The sequence below is a fragment of the Paradesulfitobacterium aromaticivorans genome (assembly GCF_054657415.1).
In genome coordinates, this window is sequence record NZ_BAAHYT010000004.1 from 34306 (window position 1) to 55575 (window position 21270).

General features: G+C 49.8%; 25 protein-coding genes and 1 pseudogene. All 26 read right to left on the minus strand.

The window, feature by feature from the left end; genetic code table 11:
* Positions 1-274 precede the first annotated feature (274 nt).
* The 26 genes and pseudogenes from ACYQ2N_RS00750 to polA all read right to left on the minus strand — a co-directional run bounded on the left by ACYQ2N_RS00750 (position 275) and on the right by polA (position 21043).
* Positions 275-1495 (minus strand): IS110 family RNA-guided transposase, encoded by a 1221-nt coding sequence (locus ACYQ2N_RS00750; protein ID WP_459996855.1) that lies wholly within the window; start codon positions 1493-1495, stop codon positions 275-277.
* Between the two features lie 303 nt (positions 1496-1798).
* A complete protein-coding gene (locus ACYQ2N_RS00755; protein WP_459996857.1) occupies positions 1799-2068 on the minus strand; it encodes a hypothetical protein in 270 nt (89 codons plus the stop codon).
* A 79-nt stretch (positions 2069-2147) separates the two neighbouring features.
* Positions 2148-2312, minus strand: a complete 165-nt coding sequence (locus tag ACYQ2N_RS00760; protein ID WP_459996859.1) for a hypothetical protein — start codon at positions 2310-2312, stop codon at positions 2148-2150.
* The gene (locus ACYQ2N_RS00765) at positions 2305-2505 is read right to left on the minus strand and encodes a DUF362 domain-containing protein (RefSeq protein WP_459996861.1); all 201 of its coding nucleotides are present in this window, start codon (positions 2503-2505) and stop codon (positions 2305-2307) included. Before ACYQ2N_RS00765 ends, ACYQ2N_RS00760 begins: the two co-directional genes overlap by 8 nt.
* Positions 2506-2664: 159 nt before the next feature.
* Positions 2665-2856: an FmdB family zinc ribbon protein gene (locus tag ACYQ2N_RS00770; protein ID WP_459996862.1), complete on the minus strand. Its 192-nt coding sequence runs from the start codon at positions 2854-2856 to the stop codon at positions 2665-2667.
* 13 nt (positions 2857-2869) lie between these two features.
* Positions 2870-4228 carry a radical SAM protein gene (locus tag ACYQ2N_RS00775; protein ID WP_459996864.1) on the minus strand — a complete coding sequence of 453 codons (1359 nt, stop codon included), beginning with the start codon at positions 4226-4228 and terminating at the stop codon, positions 2870-2872.
* A gap of 305 nt (positions 4229-4533) precedes the next feature.
* Entirely contained in the window at positions 4534-5208 is a 675-nt protein-coding gene (locus ACYQ2N_RS00780; protein ID WP_459996866.1) for a methyltransferase domain-containing protein, read from the minus strand.
* 126 nt (positions 5209-5334) lie between these two features.
* Positions 5335-6213, minus strand: coding sequence for an NAD(P)/FAD-dependent oxidoreductase (locus tag ACYQ2N_RS00785; RefSeq protein ID WP_459996869.1), 879 nt, complete (start codon positions 6211-6213; stop codon positions 5335-5337).
* 17 nt (positions 6214-6230) lie between these two features.
* Positions 6231-6368 (minus strand): hypothetical protein, encoded by a 138-nt coding sequence (locus tag ACYQ2N_RS00790; RefSeq protein WP_459996871.1) that lies wholly within the window; start codon positions 6366-6368, stop codon positions 6231-6233.
* A gap of 71 nt (positions 6369-6439) precedes the next feature.
* A complete protein-coding gene (trxB, locus tag ACYQ2N_RS00795; protein WP_459997286.1) occupies positions 6440-7417 on the minus strand; it encodes a thioredoxin-disulfide reductase in 978 nt (325 codons plus the stop codon).
* Between the two features lie 3 nt (positions 7418-7420).
* A pseudogene (locus ACYQ2N_RS00800) lies at positions 7421-7726 on the minus strand (thioredoxin family protein); the annotation flags it as partial.
* Positions 7727-7920: 194 nt separating this feature from the next.
* A complete protein-coding gene (locus ACYQ2N_RS00805; protein ID WP_459996873.1) occupies positions 7921-8787 on the minus strand; it encodes a CoB--CoM heterodisulfide reductase iron-sulfur subunit B family protein in 867 nt (288 codons plus the stop codon).
* A complete protein-coding gene (locus ACYQ2N_RS00810; RefSeq protein WP_459996875.1) occupies positions 8784-9368 on the minus strand; it encodes a 4Fe-4S dicluster domain-containing protein in 585 nt (194 codons plus the stop codon). Before ACYQ2N_RS00810 ends, ACYQ2N_RS00805 begins: the two co-directional genes overlap by 4 nt.
* Positions 9340-9753, minus strand: a complete 414-nt coding sequence (locus ACYQ2N_RS00815; protein WP_459996877.1) for a 4Fe-4S dicluster domain-containing protein — start codon at positions 9751-9753, stop codon at positions 9340-9342. The genes ACYQ2N_RS00810 and ACYQ2N_RS00815 overlap by 29 nt, the downstream gene beginning before the upstream one ends.
* Positions 9754-9777: 24 nt before the next feature.
* A complete protein-coding gene (locus ACYQ2N_RS00820; RefSeq protein WP_459996879.1) occupies positions 9778-10791 on the minus strand; it encodes a CoB--CoM heterodisulfide reductase iron-sulfur subunit A family protein in 1014 nt (337 codons plus the stop codon).
* Positions 10792-10805: 14 nt separating this feature from the next.
* A complete protein-coding gene (locus tag ACYQ2N_RS00825) occupies positions 10806-11735 on the minus strand; it encodes a CoB--CoM heterodisulfide reductase iron-sulfur subunit B family protein (RefSeq protein WP_459996881.1) in 930 nt (309 codons plus the stop codon).
* Entirely contained in the window at positions 11722-12432 is a 711-nt protein-coding gene (locus ACYQ2N_RS00830; RefSeq protein WP_459996883.1) for a 4Fe-4S dicluster domain-containing protein, read from the minus strand. Before ACYQ2N_RS00830 ends, ACYQ2N_RS00825 begins: the two co-directional genes overlap by 14 nt.
* A 12-nt stretch (positions 12433-12444) precedes the next feature.
* Positions 12445-12687, minus strand: a complete 243-nt coding sequence (locus ACYQ2N_RS00835; RefSeq protein WP_459996886.1) for a hypothetical protein — start codon at positions 12685-12687, stop codon at positions 12445-12447.
* Between the two features lie 183 nt (positions 12688-12870).
* On the minus strand, positions 12871-13140 hold the full coding sequence (locus ACYQ2N_RS00840) for a hypothetical protein (RefSeq protein ID WP_459996887.1): 270 nt from the start codon (positions 13138-13140) through the stop codon (positions 12871-12873).
* A 261-nt stretch (positions 13141-13401) separates the two neighbouring features.
* Complete coding sequence (locus tag ACYQ2N_RS00845; protein ID WP_459996889.1) at positions 13402-13680, minus strand: metal-sensitive transcriptional regulator; 279 nt, start codon at positions 13678-13680, stop codon at positions 13402-13404.
* A gap of 9 nt (positions 13681-13689) precedes the next feature.
* A complete protein-coding gene (locus ACYQ2N_RS00850; protein ID WP_459996891.1) occupies positions 13690-14271 on the minus strand; it encodes a lytic transglycosylase domain-containing protein in 582 nt (193 codons plus the stop codon).
* On the minus strand, positions 14268-14858 hold the full coding sequence (gene coaE, locus ACYQ2N_RS00855) for a dephospho-CoA kinase (protein ID WP_459996893.1): 591 nt from the start codon (positions 14856-14858) through the stop codon (positions 14268-14270). The genes ACYQ2N_RS00850 and coaE overlap by 4 nt, the downstream gene beginning before the upstream one ends.
* Before the next feature lie 33 nt (positions 14859-14891).
* The gene (ytaF, locus tag ACYQ2N_RS00860; protein WP_459996895.1) at positions 14892-15539 is read right to left on the minus strand and encodes a sporulation membrane protein YtaF; all 648 of its coding nucleotides are present in this window, start codon (positions 15537-15539) and stop codon (positions 14892-14894) included.
* 62 nt (positions 15540-15601) lie between these two features.
* The gene (locus tag ACYQ2N_RS00865) at positions 15602-17440 is read right to left on the minus strand and encodes an ABC-F family ATP-binding cassette domain-containing protein (RefSeq protein ID WP_459996897.1); all 1839 of its coding nucleotides are present in this window, start codon (positions 17438-17440) and stop codon (positions 15602-15604) included.
* Between the two features lie 11 nt (positions 17441-17451).
* On the minus strand, positions 17452-18273 hold the full coding sequence (mutM, locus tag ACYQ2N_RS00870; protein ID WP_459996900.1) for a bifunctional DNA-formamidopyrimidine glycosylase/DNA-(apurinic or apyrimidinic site) lyase: 822 nt from the start codon (positions 18271-18273) through the stop codon (positions 17452-17454).
* A 4-nt stretch (positions 18274-18277) separates the two neighbouring features.
* Positions 18278-21043, minus strand: coding sequence for a DNA polymerase I (polA, locus tag ACYQ2N_RS00875; protein WP_459996902.1), 2766 nt, complete (start codon positions 21041-21043; stop codon positions 18278-18280).
* Positions 21044-21270 lie beyond the last annotated feature (227 nt).

A 21270-nucleotide genomic window follows, 5' to 3' on the forward strand; every position in this document is an offset into this window, starting at 1 on the left:
GCCTATGTTTATCGAAAAATATCTCTTTCAGCACATTAGCTTCCATAATCTAAGCTTACCAAATTCACAACTAAAGGGGTACCCCCAAAACACTCGGGCACCCCAAAAACTTATACTTTCTACCCTGAAAATTAAATAGCAACTCCATATAGATTTTGACAATAGGAAATCAAACCCATGGGTTACCCGTCTTTTAAAGAATTACCCTAACCTCTTTTATCTTGAAAGTATTCTCCATGGGCAATTTAAACGATTTTAGGTATATTTGCTTACTTTATGCCGTTTGTTCTTGGACAGTAACAACAAGCCCTAAGGATTCTAATCTTTTAATCGAGTTTTTAATTACAATTTCTTTTTTGCGTTCGTCAAAATAATTGAATCCTAAATCTACATATTCTTGTTTTCGCGTTAACAAGATATGAACAAGGGATAAGATAGTGTGTCCGACAGCTACAGCTGCCTTATTCTTTCCTCGTCGGGCAGCAATTCGATGGTATTGTGCAGATAGATATGTGTTCTTCTGACGAGACGCCGCTTTTGCTGCTTCAGTTAAGGCACTTCGTAGTTTCTTGTTACCTTTTCGTGTTTTTGATGACTTTTTCTTTCCCGCGCTTTCATCATGACCTGGAGTCATCCCGGCCCACGAACATAGGTGTCCAGGTGTGGGAAATCGTGACATGTCCGTACCGATCTCTGCTAAGATTTGTTCAGCAGTTTGCTTACCGACACCTGGTATCGAATCTAATAACTCCAGGTCTTTCGCAAAAGGAGCCATACGTTTTTCAATTTCTTCATCTAGTCCGTTGATCACCCCATTTATATAATCAATATGGGCTAACTGTATCTCTATCATTTGTAGTTGATGGTCACCTATTCGTCCTTCTAGCGCGAGTTTTAATTCTTCTTTTTTACGTTTTAATCTCTTTAGCGCAAAATCCGCTAAAATCGAAGTATCCTTCTCACCCTTAATTATCGCTTCTAGCATATTTCGTGCTGACACGCCCAGAACATCCGAAGCTACAGAGGATAGCTTAATATTACCTCCCTCTAATACCTTTTGGAGACGATTCACTTCCCGTGTTCGTTCTTCAATGATGCTTCGCCGGTAGCGGACGAACTCCCGCAATTCCCTTTGTTCCCGGTCTGGAATAAAGCTTCCTTGGACCAGACCATAACGTAATAAACGGGCAATCCATTCGGCATCTTTGACATCCGTTTTTCGCCCAGGCACGGCTTTTATATGCTGTGCATTGACAACCATCGGTTGAAGGTCCTCCGGTTCTAAGAGGTTATAGATTGGTTTCCAGTAGTCACCCGTGCTCTCCATCGCGACATGGGAGCAACGCTTACTTTTGATCCAGTCCACTAGTTCCATCAGGTTCCGGGTCATTGTCTCAAAAGTCCGAATCTCCTTTCCTTCGGGAGTGATGATGCATGCTGTAATGCTCTTCTTATGAACATCCAGCCCACAACAACGCTCGTGTAATACTTCCATAACCCTGCTTCTCCTTAGACTGGTTAGTTTTAAGGCTGGTGCAAAAACCAAAAAGGGTTATTCTACCCTGCGTGCTTCCCGAAGGAGCAACAATCTGCGATGCACCGGGTCGTTGTGGTCCGTCTGATATACGGGCTCGCGGCACCAAGAAAGTACGACCTACCTTCGCCAGCCATAATAGTAGTATGGACATAATTTTCATTCATCAGTGGTGCCGCCATGCGGCATGGGGGTCTGATATACTATACAAAAAAAACAACCTTGCGGTTGTCGAATTATGTTACACTGCAATCCTTATGTGGTTCACTTGAATAACCGATTCAACACAATCAGGAGCCTTCCTACCTCATCCGAGTTATGGTCAGCCGAAGAGAGCAGGCATTCCCTGCTGTAGCGCTCAAAAACCAGCTTTTCCAGTTCATCCAAGCAGGTCCGGACCACAGCTGCTTCCTGGATTACGGTCAGACTTTCCATATCAGCCGCCACTTGCCCACGCAGGCTTGCCACCCTGCTATGAATTTCCTCAATCTTGGCAAGCAGGTGTACCTTTTGCTGATCTGCCGAAATGTTCACTGGGATCCCCTCCATTCAGAGGCCAATACATTAGGTGCCGGACTTGACGCCAACAGCCGCAGCTTCAGATTTAGCCTGCCTACTCTCTCAGCAATGCTTTAAGTCGGTCCCGCTCTTCTTCCAGGTCATCACGCTTGAAAATCATATCTGGCTTTACAGAATGGGCCGGCCAGCGCGCTTTCAGGTCGGCCAGGTCCGCTTCTACTTGCTGCAATTGTTTTTCTAAAGATTCACGATCATCCATTAGCCTTGGCCTCCTTATCTGTACGAAACGTAATGGCTCCATGCATACAGGCTTCCATGCACTCTTCACATTCTACACAAAGTTCCGGATCCACTACAGGCAAATGGGCTACCATCTTGATCGCCTGATTGGGACAGGCATTGACACAACGCTTGCAGCTCCGGCACAGTTTTTCTAAGATAAAAGCAGACATCTTATCACTCCGTTCCAGTAGTCAGGAGTCAGAATACCCCGAGAATATGCTTCCAGATTTACTAACCTCTTGTAAAAGAAGGAAAAACTGATTGTCTCCTGTCTCCTGTATAGTTACACTAAATTTTAGGAAACACCCGGTTTCCGTTTAGCACCCTGCTCAGCCAAAGCTGACATTGCCGGAGGAGGAGCCTCCTCCGCTTTTGCTCCCACCGATGTTGACTGCGGTAAAGCGGGTGCCAACCTTGTCACTTTCACACTGCGGGCAACGTTGTTTCTCCCGTTGGCTGATACTGCAAAATACGGAAAATTTATGGCCACATTCCTGGCAAACCAAGTCATAGCTCGGCATTAAAGCATTCCTCCTAATAACCCATCTTGAGTAAATTATCTCCGTAATACTTAAGCCCCAAGGTGAGGATCTCTTTAATCGGACGGCAATCGGGTGCCTGCACCTGTCCTGTCTTACTCTTGGCAACCGCGCCACAGCCGCCGCCGCAGATCAGACTGACATCACAGTCATGGCATTCCGGAATCGTGAGTACACTCCGCTCCTGCCATTCGCGCACATCCCGCTGACGCAGGTGGTATTCGGGATAGAAAGTTCCCAGTTTATATTCATCCTGTCCGGTGGTTGCCGTACAGCCGTAGATATCTCCGTAAAGGTCAAAGACCCATTCTGTTTTGCAGGCGGGGCAGGTGTCATAGCTGGGCAGGTAGAGTTCCCCGGTCTGCACTAAATGATTGATTCCCTTAAATTCCGCCTGATGCAGTTTTTTAAGAATCGGGTGTTTCTCCGCCAACTCCACAAACATGGCCCAATGCTCAGCCTGGTCCAACAGGTGTTGGGGGGCGGCATAGCACTCAAATAACTCGTAATTGCGCCCAATTTGTGTCTTAAAGCGCTGGACCGGCAAGTCAAGCCAGCCGCGCTGATCCAGGTCCTCAGCCAGGGTAATTAAGTCTTCGTAATTGCTTTTATCCACGACCATGCGCAGGTTAATCGGGATCTGCCTTTTAACCGCTTCTTCCACTCCGAGCATGATGCGGTCATACGTGCCCTTGCCGTTGGCCGTGCAGCGGCGGAGATCGTGTACAGCCTGCGGCCCATCCAGCGTGATCTGAATTTCTTTAACGACTGCCTGCTGCATGATATCGAGGTATTCGAGCAAGTCATACCCATTCGTTACAGCGGAAATGGCGTACCCGCCCGTGGCTGCTTTTTTCACGATATAATCTATGATGTCCTTTTGACGTTCCGAGCCGATCAGAGCTTCCCCGCCAAAAAGGGTGATAAACGGTTTTTGCTGGGGGAATTGCTTTTTCAAGTGCTCGAAAAAGACGTCTGCCACTTCTTTGGTCATGAGCTGGGTTTTTTGCTTAATCCCATTCTGATAGCAATAGGCGCAAGCTAGATTACACCCATACGTGGGAACCAATAAGACCTGGGGCGCACTTTCCTGAAGAGCCTGTTGGAACTCGGGCCAGCGCTTGTGCAGGCGCTCCTCCTCCTCATTTTGCGACGGATAGATATAGCCCCGCTGGAGAAGATAGTCCAAAAATTCTTTATCTGAGACAGCGTTGCCCTGTTGCAAGGCTGTCAACTTTTCAAACTCCGGCTCTTGCACCAGATCGAACGAGCCGGCGAGGGAATTCATGATGGCGTAAGGATACTGGGGATTTTCTTTCATTGGAAGAATTAGATTGTAACGGCTAAAATACATGACGGCATCTCCTAAATCAGTAGTCAGGAGTCAGGAACGTAAGTCTCCAGTGGAGACTTACGCCGTTCGGCCAACCTAAAGAGAAATCTTCCGGCCGAACGGAGCAGGAGTCAGAATACTTCCAGAAGATCAGGGAACTTACTTCAGATGGAGGGTTCACTCCATCTGAAGTATTAAGCGAAACTGATCCAGGATCAGTCGTGGCATCCTGCGACAATTTGCGAAGATTTGGAGCAGCACTGCGCGACGTTAAGTGCGAGGCTGGTGCAGCAGGTAGAAGCTGTTTGTGTGAGTGGACGCATCGGTTAATTCACCCCCTTTCCCTGCAGGGGCTTGCGGCCCTGGAAAGTACGGCTTATCATTTCGTACCCGTTTTTCAGGTAGCGCCGTTCCTTAAAAATATCGATCTCCGCAAAGCCGGCCGCTGCGAGAGTGTCTTCATACTCCCTTACTGTGATGGCTCCGCCGAAGCAGGCTGCAACCGCCTCCGGATCTTCCTTTATCTCCTGTGGCAGCGGGGTGTCTGTCATGATGTCGGAGACGACAAAGCGCCCGCCGGGTTTAAGTACGCGGAATATTTCACGATAGACGGCAAGTTTGTCACCGGCGTGGTTAATGGCACAGTTGCTTAAGACGGCGTCGAGCGCTGAATCCGCAAGCGGGATTTCCTCCATTGAACCCCGGAGGAAGCTCACGTTCCCGACCTTCTCGGAGCGTGCCCGTTCGGTGGCAAGCTCGACCATCCGGGGAGTAAGGTCCAGACCCCAGGCAAACCCTTGCCTGCCAACTGCTTCGGCGGCCTGGAGGGTTTCCGTACCGCGCCCACAGCCTAAGTCTAACACCTTTTCCCCTGGTTCCAGCCTCAGGTAAGCGATGTTCCCACCGCAGCTTAGGTTGGAGTTTTCATCCTCATTGCTGTAGCGCGTAATGATGCGGCCGGTTGTTCGCTCTGTCCCGGCTGTGCTGACTGCACCGCTCAACTGATTTCCCTCCCACACTGGTCTCCACTCTCTGGTTCTCAAGCATTCAATCATCTAACCCCAACCCCCATAGGGTATATTGCATCTATGGACTATTTTACGTTATAGAAATTCGTTCGTCAATATCTAATGAAAAGCATCTAAAAACTTAATGGCTTGAAGGGCGGCAGTGCCCCCTTCTCCTGCAGCTTTCGCCAGTTGGTAAGGCTGCCCGGTACAGTCCCCGGCCGCAAAAAGCCCCGGGATATTCGTCTCAAGGTTATGGGTGACCGCTATCGTTCCCTCAGCCAGTGCCAGTCCTGAGACAAGCTGTTCGGCCGGGACATTTTCCCTGAGAATAAAGACGCCGTCCGCGTGCAGAGCTTCCCCGTTAAGCATTATCCCTTGGACACCGGTGCTCCCGAGAATTTCGCTTACTTTTCCGTGTCTGACTTCAACCCGCGGATCAAGTCTCACGATATGAGCATAGTAAGGAATGTAAAAAACATGCGAGCAAATATCTGCCATAAAGTTCGCTTCTGCTTCCCCTTCAGAGCTGTACGAGATGATGATCACACTTTTACCTTTATACAGCGGTCCGTCACAGGTCGCGCAGTAACCGAGCCCTTTCCCAAGCAAGTCTGCTTCGCGCGCGAAGAGTTTCTGAGCAAACACTCCCGTGGCCAATATCACAGCCTCCGCTTCCAGGGTCTTGTCATTTCCGACCAAGGTGAACGGAGGGCCGGGGTAAATGTTGGTTACTTTAAATGGCACGATCTCGATGCCCATCTGGCGCAGATGTTCGAAAAAACGGAGGCGCAGTTCTTCTCCTTTGATCTCGGGAAAGCCTAAGAAGTTATCCACTTGCGGGGCTTTAGCGAGTTTGGGACTGCACTCTTCCATACCGAGCAGGACAAATTCTCGCTTACGGATTTTGGCGTTGAGGGCGGCAGACATCCCTGCCGGCCCACAACCCACAATCGCCAGTTCATACTGCTTTTTTAGAGCGAGTAGGTTTTCTTTCATATTCCTGCCACCTCAACTCAGATCTTAGCCAGTACGGCGTCGATCTTTTGGCAGTCTGGGCAGCCTGTACTCGGACCACCGTCGTGACAGGTACTCTTACAATTATTCAGGGATTTACGGATGACCTCCAACTCGTCTGTCGTTAAATCAATCATGGCCATGGGAAAACCTCCTTTGAAGTGATTATATTCTTCACCGTAAGTTTTCCCCGTTTTTCTAGTTCTCATTAATGCGTCTTGTGGCCGGCTAAATAGCGTTCGGCGTTAACGGCTGCGACTGCGCCGTCTCCGACCGCGGTCGCCACCTGGCGCACGGTTTTACTGCGGACGTCTCCGGCCACGAATACTCCCGGAATGTCAGTGCGCATTTCATCATCGGCTAAGACATAACCCCAGTCATTGATCTTTAATTGATCCTTAAAGAGGTCTGTGCGCGGCTGCATTCCGATATAGACAAAGGCTCCGTTGGCATTGACGACGCTGAGTTCATTGGTTTTCACGTTTTCAATCTCGATGCCGGCCAAGTGTCCGTTGCCTACAATGCGGCGCGGTTCGGAATCCCAGATCACGCTGATCTTAGGATTCGCTTCCGCTTCTTCCTGGGCCGTCTTTGATGCCTGAAAGTGATCGAACTGATGCACGATGGTGACGTGTTTAGCATACTTGGTTAGGAAGTTCGCTTCCTCGACCGCGGAGTTGCCGCCGCCCACAACAATCACATTGTCCGCATCCTGGTACATCGCACCGTCACAGGTCGCGCAATAGTGCACTCCTTTGCCGCGGAACTCAGCCTCTCCTTCCGCCGGCAGACGACGGGATTCAGCTCCGGTCGCAATGATCATTACCGGTGCGCTATATTCGGCATCCACTGTGCTGATCCGCTTCATATCTCCCTGTAGGTCAACGCTTACAACTTCTTTAAGGTCCTGAATGTCCGCCCCGAAACTCTTTGCCTGGGCGATCATGTTTTGCATTAAATCTTTCCCGCCCACTGTCCCATTGGTACCGGGGAAATTAGCGATGTGGAAGGTGGTAGCGGCCTGCCCCCCTGCCAGTCCTTGCTCAACAATGATGGTTTTAAGCTTGGAACGGGAGGTGTAAATGCCGGCGGTGAGTCCGGCCGGACCCCCGCCTAAGATCAAGACGTCCGCTTGGTAATGTTCTTTTTCAACTTGCTCGCTTTCAATTCCCAGGAGATTTTCCATTGCGATCCGCATTTGTGATAAGCTGATATACCCGGTAAGACGGTCCCCTACTTCTTTGCCGTTTTCAAAAAAGAGCACGGTCGGGCTGCCCTTTACACCTAACCGCTCAGCCAGCGGGCGGTTGGCTTGGCGCATCATTTTGACGAATTTAACCTGGGGGAATTTCTCGGCCATGCGCTCATAGATCGGAGCCAGTTGGTCACAGGGAGGGCAGTCTTCCGAAAAGAAGTCTAAGACGATGTACCCTTTTTGGCTTTCAAGTTCTTTGTCAAGTTCACCGCTTGTAAGATATAAAATGCGCTCACTCATATTTTTTCGCTCTCCTTTGCTCGCTATCTGATATTTTACCCCCTATACCCCCTTGGGGTATTGCACGATTTTAATATATGCGATTCAGTTGAATTTGTCAACTGCTTTACGTGGAGATTTTATTTATTCTTCCCCAGAGGGATAAATAAAAACCGGCCACATTTTTGTGGTCGGCGAGGGTAGTATCTATTCAGTTAGCATATCTTCGCCTGAACCGGGGCTGTGCTTACGACGTGTTTGCCTACACCCAGTTGGGAAGTGGGAATACCGAGGGCCATGCCCATGATTTCCGTGAGATACATGACCGGAACTTTGGTTTCCCGACCGGTGGCTTTGGCTACTGCTCCTTGGCGTAGGTCCAGATTAGACATGCACATCGGGCAGGCGGTGGCGATCGTGTCCGCACCGGCGTCTTTAGCCTGGTGGACAATGCGTCCGCTCAGCTCGACTACAACATCGAGACGGGTAAGCACATGAGCTGCCCCGCAGCAATCTGTTTTGGCACCCCAGGGAACTACGATCGCGCCCAGAGCCTCCAAGAGTTGATCCATACTGGTCGGATTCGTCGGATGGTCGAATTGCGCGATTTTCGCAGGGCGGGTCAGCATGCAGCCGTAATAGGGAGCTACTTTCAAGCCTTTGAGCGGCCTTTTAACTTTCTTGGCGATGGCGTCAATGCCAAGGCGGTCAACCAAGAGTTCGAGGATATTCATCACATGCACGGAGTTGTTAAGCTTCATCTCGATCGCTTTTTCAACTTTTTTCTTGGTCTCAGGCTTGTCTTTGCATTCAATTTCCGCCGTGCGCAAGTGGTTAAAGCAGGCAGCACAGGGTGCCATGACTTCCTTCATTCCTGCTTTTTCCGCCTGGGCCAGGTTACGGGCAGGCAAAGCCAAAGCCAGGAGATGGTCGGTCTGGTGCGCCGGGGTCGAGCCGCAGCAGTTCCAGTCCGGAATCTCTTCTAGCTGGACTCCGAGCGTGTTTAAGACAGCCTGAGTGGACGCTTCATAGTTTTTGGCGGTGGAGTGGAGGGAGCATCCGGGAAAATATCCTGTTTTCATTTGGCGTGCCCTCCTTTAACCTTCTCGACATTCTCAAAAATCTTGGCCACATGAGCCTGCCCTTGAATCTTATGCGGGAAGACGTCCCCCACGCCCATAATTCCTTTCAAAAACATGGGTGGCCCGATCGGGATCAGAGTTGCTACATCTTTAACGAGTTGGCCTTGGCTGAGCATGTTCTTAACCATGAGGCCGACTTCATGCATGCGCCCATTGTTGCGCACTTCTCCTAAGAAAATGCTGTTCATCTTCGGAATTTTCTTTTCGTTGGTCTTATAGTTTTCTTCTTTGGCCATTTCCCGTAGCACGTTCATCACTTCGTACAGTTCGAACCCGGCCGGACATTGCGCTCCGCAAGTCCCACACTGAATGCACATCTGAATCGACTTACTGGAAAGAAGTTGGTCTTTCATGCTATAGACGATCATCTCTAAGATAGAGTTCGGGGCATAGTCCATGATCCCGGAAAATGGACAACCACCGGAACATTTGCTGCACTGGTAGCATTCCTGAACTTTCTGGCCGCTGCGGGCTTCGACTTCTTCAAGAAAGCTATGCTTTTCCCCTAAAAATACTTTCACTCGCTTCACCCTCTCCTCGGTGTTTGGCACAGTGTTCAAACTTATGATAAACCAATGATGGCTGCAGGTATTTCGGTTCAATTCCGCGTGCCAAAGCCTCATCCCGCAAGACTGCATTTATTTCGTTTAATGGAAGCCCCACCGGGCACACCGCCTGACAGCCGGTGCAATTTTTGCCACAAAGCCAGATGGTGCGGCTGTCCAGAACTTTATCGTCCTGACAGTCCAAGAGGGACTCAACCACTTGGCGTGGTGTAAGGTCAAATTCTTCCGTGTGGGCACACCCGCCGCCGCATTTCGAGCACTGAAGGCAGGCTGTCAGCGACTTATGGATTGCCTGCTCAACTGTCGTGCGAACTCCGTCTTCCACAATCCGTAAACGCATTTTGAAGTCACTTCCTTTATGCCTTTATTTGATTAAAGTCAAGGCTTCACTGGCTGCCAGACCACCCATTGCGACAGAGGCTGCGATTTCCATGGGCTGGGTACAGCTTCCGGCGAGAAAGATTCCGGGTTTAGAGGAGTTCACAGGGCGCACATTGGCCTCTGCCTCTTGGAAAAAGCCGTATTCATCCGTGGCGATTCCCAGAACCCCTGCCAGTTCGCGCGAACCCTCCGGCGGCTCCATGGCTGAAGCGAGAACCACTAAGTCAGCTTCCACTTCCACCGGGTTGCCGATAAGAGAGTCTTCCGCACGCACCAGGAGCTTTTCTTCACTTTCAATAACTTTGGCCACCCGGCCCCGGATATAGCGTACATTGTACTCTTCCATCGCCGAGCGGATGAACTCTTCATACCCTTTGCCGAGCGCGCGGATGTCAATATAGAAGACATAATTCAAGGATTGGGGATTGGCTTTTTTCATCATGATCGCATGTTTGGCGGAGTAAGAACAGCAAATCTTGGAACAGTAACGATACCCTTTCGCCTTGTCGCGCGAGCCCACACAGTGTACGAATACCACCCGTGCTTTGCCCTGGGGCAGACGGTTTTCCGCAGCCATCTTTTCAAACTCAAGGCTGGTCACCACTTTGGGAGAACGGCCATAGCTGTACTCTGTATAAGCGGTCGGCTCCATGTAATGGAAACCGGCGGCTACAATAATGACGGCTACGTTTTCCGTGCGGGTGCCGGCAGCCGTCTTTAACTCAACTGTGAAATCACCGGCGCTTCCCTGGCAGGACTGAAGCGTGGTATTGGTTAGAATCTCCACCCCGGCTGCAGATTTTACCCTGTCTACTTCCTTAGTCACAAGGGCTTTGGCATCGCCCAGGACGGGAAAAGTGTAAGCCAATTTGGCAAAGTTCCCGCCAAGCTCAGCCTCTTTTTCAATTAAAATGACTTCCCCGCCGTTTTGAGCGATTTTCTGGGCGGCAGTGATCCCTGCGATTCCGCCGCCGATAACTAACGTCTTTTTGCTCACGTTTCTTCCTCCCTCTAGCGACCGATGCGGTCTAAGACATCTTCAAGGCGTTGGCGCCCGCTGATATGCGCGGCAAAGGCCAGTTTCGGGACAGCTAAGCCTAAAGCCAGGCCCACCAATTGGGCAATGTGGATGATAGGCGTTTCATATGAAGCTCCCTGCCTGTAGTTAAGCTGCTGCTGAACCCGGTCAAGCTGGCTGTGACAATACGGACATTGCACGATCAGGAGATCCGGATCTGCTTCTTTCACTGAATCCAGTTTGTGCTGAGTGTGCTCCAGGGAAAGATCCTTGCCGGTAATAATCTGCGTAAAACCGGTGCCGCAGCACTCACGGTTAGCGGTGTAGGGCACCACGGTTCCGCCCATGATTTCAATCAGTTCTTCCATATAGGTAGGCATTTGCGCGTCATCAATCGCAGTGTACTTGCCGCCGCCCAGATAATGGCAGCCATAGTGGGTCGCTACTTTTATCCCTGTAAGCGGACGCTTGACATTTTTGGCAATATCGTCTTTTAAGCGGTAGAACATTTCCGCAATGTGGTAAACATTACTGGTCCCCTTGTACTCGCGGCCCATCATGTTCATCATCATGTTGACACTGGCTTTAACTTCCTCGTTATGGTTCATGAAATGCCCAAACTCATTGAGAAAGGTCCAGCAGCCGTTGCATACAACACAGGTATCCAAGTTCTTTTCCTCAGCCAGAGAGAGATTTCTGGCCACAGCCGGCATGGAAGCAGTCGGAGCCGCCACATTGGCAAAGGTCACGAAACCGCCGCAACAGGTTTGTTCATCCGAGTCAACCGGTTCCACTCCCAGAATCTGAAGAGTCTCCATGCCGCAGGCTTCAATCCCTGGGTATTTATTGCTGGCCACGCAGCTTTTGAAGAAAAAGATTTGTTCGGGTTTCGGAATCTGAGCGATTTTATCAAGCCTCGGCATGTTTTTTCCCTCCTGGTTCACCATAGTTGTAGAAACGCAGCTTGGTCTTAATCTTGCCGACTTTTGAGGGTAGAGGCTTAGTTTTGCAGCGTTTCGCTTGCGCATCATCACAGGTTTTGCAATCTAAGAGTTCAACCCCACCTATTTTCTTAATAAAGGAGGTCATCCCGCTTAAGTCGGAAATCATATTAATCTCAGCAATGCCCCGGTCACTCACTTTGCGTTCCGGAGGAAGTCCGGCCGCCATGCGGATTTTGCTAATATCTCCGATTTTATCCAGCACTTCAGGATTACGCTCGGAAGTCGACACTGTAATCCCTTTCTTGAGATAATCCTTTTCCGCGTACCCCTCGAGCTGCTTGACATCTTCCCAGCCATATCCTTCGTTCATAGCGGCTAAGCGAAACATGAAGACAAAGAACGGAAAGTTGATGTCCATCGGGCATACGGAAAAACAGCCGCTGCAGAAAAAGCATTGCCATAATTCCACACTGGAGAAAACCCTTTTTAGGTTGCCGTTTACCAGATCACGGATGATTTTACGGGGATTGTAGCTGGGCGTAATGGCTGCAGCCGGACACTGGCCCGTACACTTGCCGCACTGCAGGCATTTCTCGGCTTCATTGACAAACCCCATGGCAATTGGCTTAAACTTTTCGTAAAAATCGTCATCCCAGTCTTTGACTTGTTCGAGCACACCTCGTCCCCCCTATTCCTCTTTCTTGCCCGTGAAGGCCTGTTTCATCATGGGCATCATTTGAGGCATAAAACTGAAAAGATCCTCCCGCGTGTCCTTGCCGGCCATCGCAAATTTAACCATCCCCGGCATCATCTTCATCATGCGTCCCAACGGCATCTCCAGGCTGAAAAGCTCCTTAAAATAGTTGTTAGTACGCGCGGCCACATTGCGGCTGGTTTCTTGGCCATAAGCCTCCAAGTAATTATCCGCCATTTTGTTCACCTCCCATGGGAAAGTTATCCCAAGTATAAATTTAAGTAATTAGTTCACAAAGTTAAGCAAAAAATTTGCTTTTACGCTAAGAAATAAAGATATATTTTTGATTCTTGAGATCGTACTTGACTGTACATTCACGCAGCTCCCCTAAAAAATGCCTGCCTGTAGAGTTCATAAGCCTTAAGATTCTCCGTGTTGATACGGCTGACTAAGGCACTGGCCGCGGCAGCCCAAGTTTAAGATCTGTTCAGGTTCCATCGGATTGTACAGAGGTCGGTAAAAGCCGCATTGGGAACAATAATCCATGTTGATGGCGTAATTCAATCCCCCGCACTTTGGGCAAGTTATGGTTTTCACATTAGGAGGCAACGGATTAACTTTTTCGAGCACCATGAAAAACTTCGGGCGAAATTCCGCCACAAGTTGACCGCAGTGAGAACACTCCAGCATTTGTACCCCTCCCCCCTGGACGGGATTGATTTTCGCTTTAAGCATACAACTAAACTATAGCAAGGTCAATAAGTTTTTGCCTATAGATAGCATCTATACCTCTGTTCATTTTCGTATAATCTAACTATTTTCGACAACTTAACCCCAGAAATTCAACGCATTAGGTTAGAAAAAACGGAGATAAGCCTCTGATAGATTAAACTCTTAAAATAGTTAAAACCGCCAACTAACAAAGCGGCGGTTTTTATAATTAAGGGTTAATTACTGATTCAGTTTCATCAAGGTTTCAATCGCTTTATTTAACACCTCTTTTCTGTCTTCACCTTTTTCAAGGGCATCGATCATGCAGGTATTGGCATAGCGCTGCGCTACAACCACAGACACCTTATGAATAGCAGAGCGAATCGCGACAAGTTGCAACAGGATCTCCTCGCAGGACTTATCCTCCTCCATCATACGCTCAACCGCGGCCACATGCCCCCGTACGGTCTTAAGCCGGGTTAAAATCTGTTTTGTTTCCGTTGGGTCAACATGTTTCATAACTATTCCTCACTTCCCTGAGTAAAGCTTAATGTATCTGGCGTAACTTTTCAAGACCCGTCCAACATACTCGCGTGTCTCTTGGAAAGGTATGTCTTCCTGACGAATGTTCTCAGGATCAAGCTGCTTTAACTCAATCCACTCTTTCACATGCCCACTGCCGCCGTTATAGGCTGCCAATGACAACGTCAAATCGTTATTGAACTCTTTCTGCAAATTGGCTAGATACCACGTTCCGTACTGGATATTCTTTTCGGGGACAACCATACCCTCATCACTGTAGTTCTTGTCTCCAAGGCTTTGCGCAATCCAGCGCGAAGTGGCGGGCATCAATTGCATTAAACCCTTTGCCCCTTTATGCGATTCGGACTTGGGCAGGAACCTGCTTTCCTCCCGTATTACCGCTGCAACCAACAGTGGGTCGACCCCATATTGCGCAGAAAATTTTTCAACTGTGGCGCGGTATGGATAAGGGTAAAGCATTTTTTGAATCGCATCGATCTGTCCCGTGGCCCAGGCAAGAAGAACGGCTGCCAGGGTAAGAACGAATATTCTTTTTATAGTAAGCAAAAAAATGCTTCTTCTTTTCATACCAGCCTTGCCCTCAGAATTTTCAGCTGGTTTTCCGTGTTTTCCCAGGTTTTCGAGTTGTCTATGACTTTCTGGGCCTTAGTGGCTTTGTCGTCGAGCAGCATCTGCGCTTGGATGCGAGCGAGAACTTCCTCCCGGCTCAGTTTGTCTCTGTGTAATACGCGCTCTACCTGGACCGCAAGCGGAACCCACACGACCCAGACCTCATCAACGAACTTGTCCATTCCTGCCTCAAATAAAAGGGGAATATCCCAGACGCATAATCTTACCCCTTGTTCCTGCAAGATTTCCCTTTCTCTCTCCATTTTGACTAAGACTTGGGGATGCAGTATTTTTTCAAGCCGCCTGCGCTGAGCCTCATCTCCAAAAACAATTCTACCCAATGCCCTGCGGTCCACTGCGCCGTCGGCACCGAAAATATCGCGACCGAATTCTTGGACAAGCAGAGAAATCGTTTCCTGATCTCCTGCCAAAAGTTCGTGCACCATCTTATCCGCATCAAGCACCGGAACCCCGTGTTCTTGAAGCCAGCGGGCAACGCTGGATTTCCCGCTGCCTATTCCTCCCGTAAGGCCAACTGTGTACAATTTTTCCCCTCCCCGTTTAATTCATGCGGATCATCAAAACAGTTTCCCGATTCCCACAAGAATCAGCACTGCTCCCGGTAGAAGTTCTGCCTTGCTAATAAAGGTTTCCGGAATTTTGCCGGCGAGCTGCTGGCCCAGCCTCAGCATCCCCATTTGAGTTAAAGCCACAATGGCAATGAGAGAAAAAGTCATTCCGGCCAAGGCCGCCCCAATTCCGGAAGCAAAGGCGTCCACCGCCAGAGCGGTACCGAGGAGAATGCTTTCGCGCAGGCTGATCCCGCCGGAACCGTCCATATCTGCCAAATCCGGAGTGCGCAAGACCTGAATCACTAACCCTAAAAACTCGAGCTGAAAAATCGGTTCTGAGTCCTCATGCTCGTAAACATGCGCTACTGCCGGTACGGTCTCCGGCTGCTGCCGGTCTTGACGGATCACCTTAACTAACTGAAAGACTCCTAATCCAAGCAGGATTCCTGCTCCGAGATAGCGAGCCGGAAATAAATCAAGCCACCGAACGACCCAGTTTCCGAATAACATTGAAATACCCATGGCTGCGACCGTGCATAAGGCAATTACCCCCATAGAAGCGAGCGGAATCCGAATGCGGCGCAGGCCATAAGCCAACCCCACCCCAAAACCATCCAAGCTTAAAGCGATTGCCATTAGAACCGCTGTTCCCATTATGTATCCCTCCACCCTGCGATTTCAGGATAATATATGGGTGGAAGGAAGAAATGGTGAAATCAGTTACACACTTCAAGCCAGGCTGTCATGGCCTGATCCAGGCGTTCTTTGGTATCTTCATACTCCTCATGGAGTGTTAGTACTTGCTCGTAATCAGCTGCGGCCTGCTCCAGCTCCTGTTCCAGCTCGCGCAGTCGGTTTTCTAGGAGTTCTATCTCCTCTTCCAGTTGCTGCATAGACTTTTGCCTGCGTTTAGCGGCTTTTTGCTCAAGGCGCTCTTCCTGAGATTTACTCAACTGTGGTATATCCTCAGTATTCTGAGTTTGAGCCTGGCGGCTTTCACGAAAGTTCGCATAGTCTCCATCATATAGGGTGAGCCCCTCCGGTTCAAGATAGGCTATTTTGGTCGCAATCTTATTTAAAAAATAACGGTCATGTGACACTACTAAAACTGTGCCCTCGTATTCCAGCAAAGTCTCTTCCAGGACTTCTCTTACTTGAGCATCCAGATGGTTAGTGGGCTCATCGAGCAGAAGCAAATTCCCTTGAGCGAGGAAAAGTTTGCACAGAGCAAGCCGGCTTTTTTCTCCACCACTCAGGACTCCCACCCGTTTGAACACTTCTTCTCCGCGAAAACCATAGCGCGCTAACAGGGATCTAATCTCGGGATCTTTCAAGGAAGATGTAGTGCGAAGCTCGTCAATTATGGTCAGGGCTAGGTTTAAGCTCTCATGTTCTTGGGCGTAGTAGGAAATTTTCACGTTCGCCCCCAAGCGCATTGTTCCTTCATGTGCTTGCTGTTCGGCGATTACTTTAAGCAAAGTAGTCTTGCCAACTCCGTTTTTCCCTAGCAGAGCGACCCGCTCCCCGCGCCTTAGATGAAGGTTGACATGGCGAAAAACTGTACGTCCGCTAAAAGTAACCTCAATTCCTTCGGCGTCGATCACTCTGTCCCCGCTGCGCTCAGAGAGCGCAAGAGCGATTTTTATATCGTTCCCGGGGGCGAATCCTGCTACCGGTTTTAGTCTCTGTAGCATAATCTCCCGTCCACGGGCTTGCCGCGCATTGACCCCCGCCTTGTTTCTCCTGATATACTCTTCGAGGCGGGCAATCTTTTTCCCTAGACGCTCGGCTTCTCTGGCTTGGGTTTTGTCCGCTACAGCCCGTTGTAATTCATAATCTGAAAAATTCCCGTTATAGATTAGCAGGCTGCCATTTTCCAGGCAGAGGATCTTGGAAACCAGACGATCAAGAAAGTAGCGGTCATGGGAAACCACCAAAACTGCACCAGGATAACCCTTCAAGAAACTTTCCAGCCATTCAAGGGCTTCAAGATCCAAATGGTTCGTTGGCTCGTCAAGAATAAGCAAAGAGGGCGCACGCAGGAGGAGCCTGGCCAGGGCCAGGCGGGTCTTTTGGCCCCCGCTCAAGAGACTGACAGAAGTTTCTGTTTCCCCTTCAAGCCCAAGGCCAGCCACAATCTTGCGTACCCGAGCTTCCAACGAATACCCGCCGTCCCGCTCATACTGCTCAGTAAGCAATGCATATTGTTCCAATACTTTATTTTCCGCAGTGGCGGCTATTTTCTGTTCGAGCAAGTGCAGTTCCTTGCGCTTGTGCAAAAGGTCGGAGCGCTCGTGTAGCATGCTCTCGAACACTGTGCCTTCATCTGAGAGTTCCGGAGCCTGTGCGAGGTACCCTACTTGCCCGGACAGAACGATCTGTCCGGATTCAAGGGGCAATTCCCCGAGACAAGCTTTAAGTAAGGTGGTTTTGCCGGCCCCATTGGGCCCGATTAAACCTACTTTCTCATCTTTCTCGATAGCAAAGGTAATATTCTGAAACAGGGATTCCCCTGCAATATCTACGCTGCAATTATAACAAGATAATATGCTCATCGTTCATCCTTCTATTGCTGGCACATCTCGCAACAAACGGTGGTGCGCCCGGCGACCTGCTTTTTCTTAAGGAGCTGGCCGCAGTTAACACACGGTTCTCCCCCACGACCATATGCTTGTAAGAGCTTCTGAAAAGAGCCCTGCTCGCCGTTCGCATCCCGGTAATCGCGAAAAGAGGTGCCGTTTGCTTCAATTCCTGCCTCCAACACTTCCCTCATCGCTTGATGGAGAGCGATGAGTTCTTCCTCAGTCAGGGCAGACGCAGACCGTTCAGGACTTATACGTGCACGGAACAGCGCTTCGTCAACATAAATGTTGCCTAACCCTGCCACGACGGTCTGATCGAGCAGAGCAGCCTTGAGGTTCTTTTTCTTACGGGCCAGACGTTCTCCTAGGCGTACAGGCGTCACTTCCTCACTCAGAGGTTCCGGCCCCAGAATGCTTAAAGATGAAGTGCTGAAGCATTCCGCGGTCAGCATAGCCTGGATGCGCCCGAATTTACGCGTATCATTAAAGTGAAGCTCCCCGTGAGTGAGCTTAATAACCACATGCGTGTGACGTGCCACTTCCTGCACTTGCGGATAATAGAGCAGCCGACCGGTCATGCGCATATGTGCTACTAAAGTGTAGCCGTTATTGAGGTTGATAAGCAAATATTTTCCGCGCCGGTCCAGGCTTTGAATCCGGCTCCCGGCAACAATTTCAGCAAAGGAACTATTTTCCGAGCCGCGCACAGCCTGAGGCCAGAAAAGGGTTACTTCTTTTATTTCTAATCCGGTAATGTGTCCTGCTAAAGTACGGCGTATCGTCTCAACTTCCGGCAGTTCAGGCATGGTCTTAGCTCCTTTTCATCTCGTACCAATTCGGACCTGTTTTGCATTCTACCGTAAGCGGGACAGATAAAGGATAAGCTTGCTCCATCTTCTCTTTAACCAAGGCAGCAACTTGCTCTAATTCCTCGGGCGCCACTTGCAGTAATAATTCGTCATGCACCTGGAGCAACATTTTTGAACGCAAACCCTTAAGGCCTGCGGCCACACCCAGCATTGCCAGCTTCATGATGTCGGCGGCAGTGCCCTGCACCGGGCTGTTCATGGCAATACGTTCCCCAAACTGTCGCTGAACCCGGTTTGGGTGGTGAATTTCCGGAATCAGGCGCAAACGGTTGAGAAGCGTGCGGACTTGTCCTTGTTCTTTGGCCCGCTTGACCACTTCCTCTAAATAGAGTTTAACGCCGTGATAGCGGGCAAAATACTGGTCAATATAATATTTCGCTTCTTTGCGTGGAATCCCTAGATCACGTGCTAAGCCAAAATCTGTGAGACCATAGACTAAGCCAAAATTGACGGCTTTCGCTTTGCGTCTAAGGTCAGAGGTCACCTCTGCCAGAGGAACTCCGAAAACCTCCGCGGCCGTGCGCGTATGCACATCCTGACCAAGAGCAAAGGACTCGCAGAGCAATGGGTCGTTGGAGTAATGCGCTAAGATGCGCAGTTCAATCTGGGAATAATCGGCTGACAGCATGAGCCAGTCCTCTTCAGTAGGCTTAAATACTTTGCGCAATTGACGTCCGTATTCCAGCCTAATTGGAATGTTCTGTAGGTTTGGCTCCGTGCTCGAAAGGCGGCCGGTCGCGGTCACTGTCTGTTGGAAAGTGGTATGAATCCTTCCCTCTTGCACTTGAGCGAGCAAGCCGTTGACATAGGTGGACATGAGCTTGCTGAGCTGGCGGTAATCCAGGATTTTCTCAATAATCGGGTGGGCCGGGCGCAGTTCTTCCAGGGTCTCCGCAGCGGTAGAGAAGCCGGTTTTCGTTTTTTTCACCGGAGGAAGACCCAGTTTTTCAAAGAGAATGTGCCCAAGCTGCTGGGTGGAGTTAATGTTAAACTGCCCGGATGCAAGTTCGTAAATCTCCTGTTCCAGCACAGTAAGCGCATTTTTTAGTTCTTCTCCATACTCCCGTAATGTTTTAGTATCAACCGCGATCCCGTGCCGTTCCATCTCTACCAGCACAGCACTGAGCGGCTGTTCAAGCTCACTCAAAAGAGTGGTTAGCCCGAGCTTTTCTAAATCAGACAAGTATTTAGGTCCGACGACAGCCAGTGCCTGCGCTTCTTCGTAGAGATCCGCAAAAGGCTCTTGCCCCGGGAAATAGGCGCGTACTAATTCCACAGGCTCAAATTTGGTACGGGCCGGATTGATGAGGTAGGCCGCAAGACTGAGATCGAGCTTTAGTCCTTTAAGAATCGCGCTTTCGGCCCAAGCGGCCCTTTCGGCAGCTATGGCAGCTCTTAACGATTTGCTGTCCGCTACCGTCTTTGGAACCTTGGGATTGGCTAAAAGCTCAAACCACGCACTGACTAGCTCCGGGGAAGCCTGTTCCCGGGTGAAAGCAAACACTGTTGAATCTAACTCTGCTGAACTTGACTCTGTTACCCCTGACTCTGCTGCTCCTGCTGCTCCGGGTTCTGCAGTTCCGACTGCTATTGCCCACTCCTGCCATTTGTAAGTAAGGGTATTTCCTCCCTCAAGGCGCACCGCCAAGGTCAAGGGAGTTTCTTCCCGCTGCCAGCGTTCAAACAGCCCCCTCCAGTCTTGCTCGGTCAAATTTTTCTTAGGCCAAGGGGTAACAACTGCCTGCCCGCGAGCAGGTTCTGGAGGTTGTACCTGTGCTTGCTCCTGTGCTTGCACCTCGTCCCCCGGCGAGTTCCCATCGAAGTCAAAGAGGGTGCCGGACCCATGTTTCTCTTGCCAAAGGCGGGCAATGTTACGCAAGCTGTACTTATTTAAGACAGCCAGTGCCTCCTGCTCATCCGGCCGCCGGTAAACGAAGTCTTCCAAGGCAAACTCCAAGGGCACCTCCGTCATCATCGTGGCCAGACGCTTGCTTAATAGTGCCTGTTCGGCATATTGTTCCAAAGCCCCCTGCACTTTTTTGCCTGATACTTTATCTTTATTTGCCAGAACATCTTCCACACTGCCATATTCCCAGAGAAGCTTAAGAGCAGTCTTCTCCCCTACCCCCGGAACTCCAGGAATGTTATCGGAACTGTCTCCCATCAGACCTTTAAGGTCGATGATCTGGGCGGGACGAAGCTGGTAACGTTCCCAAAGGTGATGTTCATCATAACACTCGACCTCACTAATCCCTTTTTTCGTGAGGAAAACATTAATCTTGGGGGAAACCAGCTGCAGGGCGTCTCTGTCTCCCGTGTAAATCAGGACCTCCCAGCCCCGGGCCTCAGCCTTTCTGGCAACTGAAGCAATTAGGTCATCTGCTTCATACCCGGCCAATTCTAACATCGGAACCGCAAAAGCGGCTAAAACATCCTTAAGATAGTCAAACTGCGGACGCAGACCGTCCGGAGTCTCTTTGCGCTGAGCTTTATATTCGGCATATTGTTCAATACGCACTGTTGCCTTACTTTTATCAAAAGTTACAAGCCAATAGTCTGGGTTTTGCTCTTGCAAGAGTCTGAGCAGCATCGTCATAAACCCGTGCAAGACATTAGTAGGCCGTCCGTCTGCAGCTGTAAGCATCGGCAAGGCGTAAAAGGCACGATTAGCCAAGCTGTTTCCATCCAAAATGATAATCCGTGGCACAGGAGGATACTCCTTTCCCTTAACCGGAATTTCCTTAACACCTCGTTAAGTATGCATGTACGGATGTCCGAATTTAAACGTACATACTCAATTATTAACTATATCATAGACAAGGCTTAATACAAAGGAAAAAGAACCCCGTGGCTATAACAGTTGGATTAACATTCGAATATTTGGGGCTGATGACACAATCTCGCTTTTTGCCATAACAAAAGGAGACGGAAAAC